Here is a 7,379-nt window from a genome sequence, read left to right as displayed (position 1 = left end):
ATACTAACAATGTCAAAGAGCCGACAAACTAAGAGGGACAGCTAACCCTCCTCGAAACTTACTTCCGAGGGAGATGCTTCCCGTCTATGTTGGCGACCGACCGTTTCAGCGCCGTGTTGGCGTCGTTCCGTCCGGTGAGGCGGCATATATGGAGGGCTTCCCGGACCGTCAAACACTTTTTGCAGTTTTATTTCACAAATTTTTGGAGGTTGCCGCGATAGGGACGGATCGACCGCCACACCGGCTTGAAGAATGGGATCAGAATGGGTTTGCAGGATGCCGATGCAGAGGATGCAGGTTTCGGCGCACGGATAAGGAGCGCCCTATTCTGGCGTTCGGGTAGCCAGATCGTGTCGCAGATGATCAGCTGGGTTGTGACGCTGGTGGTGATCCGCCTCCTCGATCCGGCCGATTATGGCCTGTTCGCGATGACGCAGGTAATCCTGAACTTCGCGACCTTCCTCAACGGCTATGGGCTGGTGAGTGCGCTGGTGCAGTCGGAAACGCTCGATTCGCACAAGCTGCGACAGGCGTTCAGCATCATGCTGCTGCTAAATGGCGGATTGGCGCTCGCCCAGCTCCTCATCGCTCCATGGGCAGCCGACTATTATGACCAGCCGATGGTGGCCGACCTGCTGCGGGTGCAAGCGCTGCTCTACCTATCGACGCCATTCATCTCCATTCCGGAAGCGCTGATGGGGCGGGCGCTGGATTTCCGGCGGCCCGCACTGGTCAACCTAATCGCGGCGGCGGCTTCGGCGGGGGCAGCGCTTACCGGTGCATTGTCGGGCTGGGGCGTGTGGACGCTGGTTTTCGCGCCCATGGCTGGCTTTTGGGTCAAGGCCGCCGGCTATGTGGTCGCGACCGGCTTCCGGCCGATTCCCAGCTTCGATTTCCGCGGTACGGGCGCGATGGTCGCCTATGGAGCGTCGCTGCTGGGCGGCCAGCTTTTCTGGATCGTGCAAAGCCAGGCGGATGTGTTCATCGGCGGGCGCATGCTCCATCCGCATCAGCTTGGCCTTTATGCCGAAGCGCTGTTCCTGACCCAGATTTTCGTGTCGAAATTCATCCCCCCGCTCAACGACGTCGCCTTCCCCGCTTATGCGCGGATGCAGAAAGATCCCGGGCGAATCGCCTGGTCGTTCTGCAAGGCGGTGCGCTTGCTGCTGCTGATTTCCTGCCCGGTCTATCTGGGCATGGCGGTGACGGCCGAGCCGCTGGTCGAAACGCTGTTCGGTGAAAAATGGCTGGAGATGGCGCCGTTCGTATCGGTGCTCGCGCTGGCGATGCCCTTCATGACGCTGCAGGTGATGTTCGCACCGGTCAGCAACGCATTGGGGCGGCCCGGCACCACGGCGCGAATCGCGGCGGTCGGTGCAGTGCTGATGCCCGCTGCCTTTCTTGTCGGCATCCAGTTCGGAGCCATTGGACTGGCCTGGGCATGGCTGGGCGCTTTTCCGATTCTCACGGCAGTGACGGCGTATCTGGCTGGACAGCCCATGGGGCTGCGATTGGTGGACCTGATTCGCGCTTCGGCCCCGGGTCTTGGGTGCTCGATACTGATGGCGGGCGCGGTAGCGATACTCGATTCGCTCTTGCCTGCACTGCCTGCACCGCTCCGCCTGAGCGTGCTGGTGCCCGCAGGCGGCCTTGCCTTTCTTGCCGCACTGATGCTGTGCGCGCGCGGCACGATGATGGAGTTGGCGGCCCTGGTGATTCGCCGGGCGCCGCCACAGCCCGCCTCCGCCTGATGGCTCAGGCGGACTGGATATAATCGCGCAGCGCCGCTGCTTCCGATTCGATCGTATCGATGCGGAATTTGACGAGGTCGCCGATCGACACCAAGCCGATGAGAACGCCATCGACCACGACCGGCAAGTGACGCACGCGTTTCTTGGTCATCAATGAGAGGCAGTGGATGACGGGGGTCTTATCATCGGTGGTGATCGCCGGCGCGGTCATCACGTCGCCGACGCGCCGTTCCAGCACCCCCGCTCCGTCGCGGGCTATATGGTGGACAAGGTCGCGTTCCGAGAAGATGCCGAGCACCCGGCCGTCATCGACGACCGGAACGCAGCCAATCCGCCGCTCCGACAAAAGCTGAACGACTGAGAGGACGCTATCGTCCGACCTGACCTGAGTGACTTCGCGCCCCTTGCCTTGCAGAATCGCGGTGATCGTCATGCCCCGTCTCCTTGCCGTTATGACTTTATGGTCCAGTCCCTTGATGATCCCACTTTCACACCCCAAAGAAAAGGGATGAGACACCCGCAAGCCCTGGATGATCCGCAGATCGCCGCAACGGCATGGAGGCGGTTTCGCCGCATCATGCTGTGGATGGCGGCAGGCGGTGCACTGTGCGTCGGCATCGCGCTGATCTGCCTTCGCCTTTGGGCCGGACCCATGCCATTCCACATGATCCTGGCGACCGTCCTTGGGGTCTGGTTGACCTTCATGCTCGGGACAGCTTTGATGGCGCTCGTGTTCCTGTCGAGCGGAACAGGCCATGACGATCAGGTGATTGACCCGCTGAAGGACGAGGTATCCATTGACGACTGACAATAGGGGCGAACTGGTCCTGCGCGTGGTGCCGCGCCTAACGGAGATCAACAGCAACGGCCATATTTTCGGCGGATGGATATTGAGCCAGATGGACATCGCCGGAGGAATCGTGGCCGGGCGGCTTGCGCGCGGCGCGGTTGCGACCGTGGCGATTGATGGCATGAAATTCATATCCCCCATGCTGGTGGGGGATGTCGTGGCTGTCTATGGGCGGGAAGAAAGGCGAGGCAGGACCTCGCTCGGCATCCGCGTCGATGTGGTCGCGACACGGGGCGTGGACCAGCAGGAGGTCGATCTCACCAGCGGTCTGTTCACCTTCGTAGCGCTGGACGAAGAGCATCGGCCAAGAGTGCTGCCCGAAGGCTGACGCGCAAATGAAAAAGGGAATGACGCACGCGCCATTCCCTTTTTCATTCCGAAGGCCGCTCTTTCGAGCGCCGCCTATTCAGTTCATTCAGCCGCTTCGGCAGCGGGACGCGCGCGGCGGGTGCGCTTGCGGGGCGCTTCCTCTGCAGCGGGCTCGCTGTCATTGTCAGCGCGCGCGATCGATGGCGGCAGGACGGCCAGGTCCAACCCCTCGCTGCCCTCCGACTTTACAACTTCGGCCTTGCGCGGCCGGCCCCGGCGGGGGCGCGGCGCTTCGGCCTCCGCGGCCACCTGCGGTTCTGGCGCGCGATCGGTCACAGGGGCAGGCGCCTCGACTACCTCCATCTGCGGCTGTTCGGAACCGCCTTCATAGGCGGGGCGATCACGGCGCGGACGGTCGCGGCGGTTGCGGCCGTCGCGATTGTCCTGATAGTCGCGGGGCTGTTCCCGGCGGCGCTCGCCTTCATAGCCACGGTCAAACTGCTGCTGCGGCTGCTGCGGTTCAGAGCGACTATCCTCACCCCCATATTCGGAGGTGTCGAAATCATCGCCTTCATAATCGAGATTGTCGTCCGGACGGCGATAGCGCTGTTGCTGCTCTTCCTGTCGGGCGCGGTTGTCGGCAAGGACGCGGAAATAATGATCGGCGAACTGCAGATAATATTCCGCATTCACCCGGTCGCCGGCCATCTGCGCGTCGCGGGCCATATTCTTGTATTTTTCAAGAAGCTGAGCCGCATTGCCGCGTGCGCGGCTGTCAATCCGGTTGCCGTTGTCGCCGCCGCCCCGATTACCACCATTGGGACGACCGTTATTGTTCCGGCCGCGATTACGGCGACCGGCCTGCCTGTTGTTGATCAAGACCTGGTCCTTGCGTTCACTTTGCCAACATTCACTGAAATCATAGTTCAGTCGCTATCCTAAAGCACGGCCCGCTTATCAGGCCGGGTAGGGCTCCGCCGGACAGGGGCTGCGACAGCCCTTGCCCTTACGCTGCCAGAGGCGCTTGCGCAGCAGCGCCGTCGTGACTTTGAAGGAGCGGGAAAACGGCCTTTTCTCAGCTAAGCCCCACAGGGCAGATCCTCAGGATAGTGCCGTCCCTGCTCCTCATGTAGTGTCTTTAAAGCCATAAACCAAGCAAATTTCACGCGGAGCCATGCAATTCCGCCTCTGGTTCAGCAGGTCCCCGGCAGCGTCGCGACAAGGCAACGGTCATGCCCCGCCAGATCCGAGCGGCAGGCGACGCTAAGCCCTTGATCGGAAAGCAAAGCAGACACGGTTTCGCGCTGATCATAACCTATCTCGATTGCGGCCATTCCATCCGCGGTAAGCAGGCGGGGCAGCATGGGCGCGATCCGCCGGTAATCGTCGAGACCCTGGGCACCTGCATATAAGGCGCCTTGCGGTTCATGCAGCACATCCCCTGCAAGCGCCGCATCGCGAGCGATATAGGGGGGGTTGATCAGGACCAGGTCAAACGGCCCGGTCACGCCCTGCCCCCAGTCCCCAAGGCAGAAGGACGCCCGGCTGTCCAGCCCGAACCGCTCCGCATTGCCCCGCGCCACGGCCAGCGCAGCGGTAGAGATATCGACGCCCAGCCCCGTCGCCTCTGGCCATTGGTCGAGCGCCGCGAGCAACAACGCGCCCGAACCGGTCCCCAGGTCAAGGATGCGGGCCGGTGGCCGGTCTTTGAAATGTTCGATAGCCGCTTCGATCAGCGTTTCGGTGTCCGGCCTGGGTATGAGAACATCGGGCGTGACATGTAGGCTGATTGTCCAAAAATCCCGCATGCCGATGATATAGGCGACGGGTTCGCCAGCGATACGGCGCTCTATCAAAGCCCGGTAGCCGGAGGGCACAGCCAGTTCACGCTGGCGGAGCAGAAGGTCGTTTCGATCCAAGCCTAGCGCATGGGCGAGCAGCAGTTCGGCGTCGAGGCGAGGCGTATCGCTGGTCTCTTGAAGACGGGCGGCCGCATCACGCAGCGCCTGCGCGATACTCACCCGATGCCGTCCAACTGGGCGAGGCGCGCCGCTTCATCTTCAGCGATCAGCGCGTCGATAATTTCGGAGAGGCCGGGGCCTTCGAGAATTTCCGGCAGGCGGTGCAGGGTCAGGTTGATGCGGTGATCCGTCACCCGGCCCTGCGGAAAATTATAGGTGCGGATGCGCTCCGAGCGATCGCCGGACCCCACCATCGCCTTGCGGGCCCCCGCCTGCTCGCTTTGGGTGCGCTCCCGCTCTGCTTCATAAAGGCGGGCGCGCAGCACCTGCATCGCCTTCGCCTTATTCTTGTGCTGGGATCGTTCGTCCTGCTGCGTCACCACGATGCCGCTGGGCAGATGGGTGATGCGCACGGCGCTGTCGGTCGTGTTGACATGCTGGCCGCCAGCGCCCGAAGCGCGGTAAATGTCGATCTTGAGGTCGCTGTCCGCGATCTGCACATCAACCTCCTCCGGCTCCGGCAGCACGGCTACCGTCGCGGCGGAGGTGTGGATACGCCCGCCGCTCTCGGTGACGGGCACGCGCTGGACGCGATGGACGCCGCTTTCGAATTTGAGCTTGGCGAAGACGCCGATGCCGGTGACGCTGGCCACGACTTCCTTGAAACCGCCCACTTCAGCCGCGTTGGCGGAGATCATCTCCATCTTCCAGCCCTGCGCGTCGGCATAGCGCTGATACATGCGGAACAGGTCGCCCGCGAAAAGTGCGGCCTCGTCGCCCCCGGTGCCCGCGCGGATTTCCAGCATCGCCGGACGCGCGTCCGCGGAGTCCCTAGGCAATAGTTGCAGCGCGAGGGCGCGCTCAGCCGCGGGCAGTTGGCCCTTGATCAGCTGCATTTCCTCCTGCGCCATTTCGCGCATGGCGGCATCAGCGTCAGCGTCGTCACCGCCCGCCATATATTCGAGCGCCTGAAGCTCCTGCCGCAGCCGCCGCACCTCATGCGCGGCCTTGGCCACCGGCTCGATCTCGGCATATTCCTTGGACAGCCGAACGAACTCGTCGGGCGCGAGATCGGCGCGCGTCATCGACGCCTGCACCTCGTCCCGGCGCGCTTCAATCTGCGCGATGCGTTCGGCGGAAATATGCATCAGGTGGCCGTCAGCGTCTCAACCAACGCGGTTAACGGCACCGCCTGTTGCTCGCCCGAGCGCAGATCGCGCAACGCCGCCTCGCCTCGGGCCAGTTCATCGTCGCCAAGGATGATCGCCCAGACAGCGCCCGAAGCATTGGCGCGCTGCATCCGCTTTTTCATATTACCGCGATAGCCCATGTCACAGGCCAATCCTGCACGGCGCAGATCAGCGATGATGCCTGTAGCCTTGGTTTCGGCGGCCTCACCCATCGGAATGACCGCGACACTCGGCTTGTCGAGTTCAGGCGCCTCGATCAGCATCGCCAACCGCTCGATCCCCGCCGCCCAGCCGACCGCAGCCGTGGACGGTCCGCCGAGATTTTCGATCAGTCCATCATAGCGCCCACCGCCCAACACGGTCCCCTGCGCACCGAGGCGATCGGTAATGAACTCGAACGCCGTATGGCGGTAATAATCAAGGCCGCGCACCAACCGCGCATTGCGTTCCCAGGCGACGCCTGCCGCATCAAGGCCAGCCGTCACCTTGTCGAAGAAGCTGCGCGCTTCGTCGGTCAGAAAGAGGTCGATATCCGGTGCGCTATCCGCCACAGGCCGGTCACGCGGGTCTTTGCTATCGAGAATGCGCAAAGGATTGCGGTGCAGACGGTCGCGGCTTTCCTCCGACAGCTGATCGCGATGCGCTTCGAAATGGGCGACCAGAGCGGCGCGCCAGGCTTCGCGGCTCTGCGCGTCGCCGAGCGTGTTAAGGTTCAGCGTCACGCCTTCCGACACGCCGAGTTCGCGCAGCAGCTGGTCGGCGAAGACCAACAATTCCACGTCCGCGCCCGGCTCACCCGCGCCGATAATCTCGGCGTCAAGCTGGTGGAATTGGCGGAAACGGCCCTTTTGCGGGCGCTCATAGCGGAACAGCGGACCGTGGGTGGCGACCTTCAGCGGCGCATATTGCTGCCAGCCTTCGGTCACATAGGCGCGCGCAATCCCGGCAGTAAATTCCGGACGCAGCGTGATGCTGTCGCCGCCGCGATCCTCGAACGTGTACATTTCCTTCGAAACGACATCCGTGCTTTCACCCAAGGAACGGGCGAAGACGGCAGTGGCTTCGAACACCGGCACTTCGACGCGTTGAAAGCCGTAGAGCCTGCGCACCCGGTCGAAGGTCGCAACGACATGGGCGAAGCGTTCCTGGAACGCCTCGCTCATACCACCCAGCATGTCCTGCGTACCGCGCACCGGACGCGGGGTTTCGATTTTCGCCATGGGGATGCGCCTTTAGCGGCAAAGAAGCCCCATGGAAACGCGCTTTTTTGCCATATGATAAGGCTTCGGCCAATGGGGGTGGACGGCGCCGGTCCGGC

8 protein-coding genes are annotated in these 7,379 nt (G+C 63.0%); 3 read left to right on the top strand and 5 right to left on the bottom strand.

Translation table 11 applies throughout. The features are described 5' to 3' along the window. Positions 1-263 precede the first annotated feature (263 nt). On the top strand, positions 264-1,751 hold the full coding sequence (locus ACFO3E_RS14500; protein WP_066525789.1) for a lipopolysaccharide biosynthesis protein: 1,488 nt from the start codon (positions 264-266) through the stop codon (positions 1,749-1,751). Between the two features lie 4 nt (positions 1,752-1,755). Here ACFO3E_RS14500 and ACFO3E_RS14495 read toward each other — a convergent pair whose 3' ends face one another. Continuing rightward, complete coding sequence (locus ACFO3E_RS14495) at positions 1,756-2,184, bottom strand: CBS domain-containing protein (protein ID WP_066525790.1); 429 nt, start codon at positions 2,182-2,184, stop codon at positions 1,756-1,758. A 75-nt stretch (positions 2,185-2,259) separates the two neighbouring features. Between ACFO3E_RS14495 and ACFO3E_RS14490 the strand changes: the two genes are divergently transcribed. Both ACFO3E_RS14490 and ACFO3E_RS14485 read left to right on the top strand, forming a co-directional pair. Beyond that, positions 2,260-2,559, top strand: a complete 300-nt coding sequence (locus tag ACFO3E_RS14490) for a hypothetical protein (RefSeq protein ID WP_066525794.1) — start codon at positions 2,260-2,262, stop codon at positions 2,557-2,559. After that, complete coding sequence (locus ACFO3E_RS14485; RefSeq protein ID WP_066525796.1) at positions 2,549-2,929, top strand: acyl-CoA thioesterase; 381 nt, start codon at positions 2,549-2,551, stop codon at positions 2,927-2,929. The genes ACFO3E_RS14490 and ACFO3E_RS14485 overlap by 11 nt, the downstream gene beginning before the upstream one ends. Before the next feature lie 83 nt (positions 2,930-3,012). On the opposite strand, the gene ACFO3E_RS14480 is transcribed toward ACFO3E_RS14485, so the two are convergent. The 4 genes from ACFO3E_RS14480 to hisS all read right to left on the bottom strand — a co-directional run bounded on the left by ACFO3E_RS14480 (position 3,013) and on the right by hisS (position 7,281). After that, complete coding sequence (locus ACFO3E_RS14480) at positions 3,013-3,789, bottom strand: DUF4167 domain-containing protein (RefSeq protein WP_066525798.1); 777 nt, start codon at positions 3,787-3,789, stop codon at positions 3,013-3,015. Between the two features lie 314 nt (positions 3,790-4,103). Next, positions 4,104-4,931 (bottom strand): peptide chain release factor N(5)-glutamine methyltransferase, encoded by an 828-nt coding sequence (prmC, locus tag ACFO3E_RS14475; RefSeq protein WP_066525801.1) that lies wholly within the window; start codon positions 4,929-4,931, stop codon positions 4,104-4,106. Then, entirely contained in the window at positions 4,928-6,019 is a 1,092-nt protein-coding gene (prfA, locus tag ACFO3E_RS14470) for a peptide chain release factor 1 (protein ID WP_066525804.1), read from the bottom strand. Before prfA ends, prmC begins: the two co-directional genes overlap by 4 nt. Then, positions 6,019-7,281, bottom strand: coding sequence for a histidine--tRNA ligase (hisS, locus tag ACFO3E_RS14465; protein ID WP_380805519.1), 1,263 nt, complete (start codon positions 7,279-7,281; stop codon positions 6,019-6,021). The genes prfA and hisS overlap by 1 nt, the downstream gene beginning before the upstream one ends. Positions 7,282-7,379: the final 98 nt, after the last annotated feature.

Source organism: Sphingobium tyrosinilyticum, assembly GCF_042654265.1.
GTDB classification, from domain to species: domain Bacteria; phylum Pseudomonadota; class Alphaproteobacteria; order Sphingomonadales; family Sphingomonadaceae; genus Sphingobium; species Sphingobium tyrosinilyticum.
The sequence above is the reverse complement of the archived record's forward strand: the minus strand, read 5'-3'. Positions and strand labels throughout refer to the sequence as shown.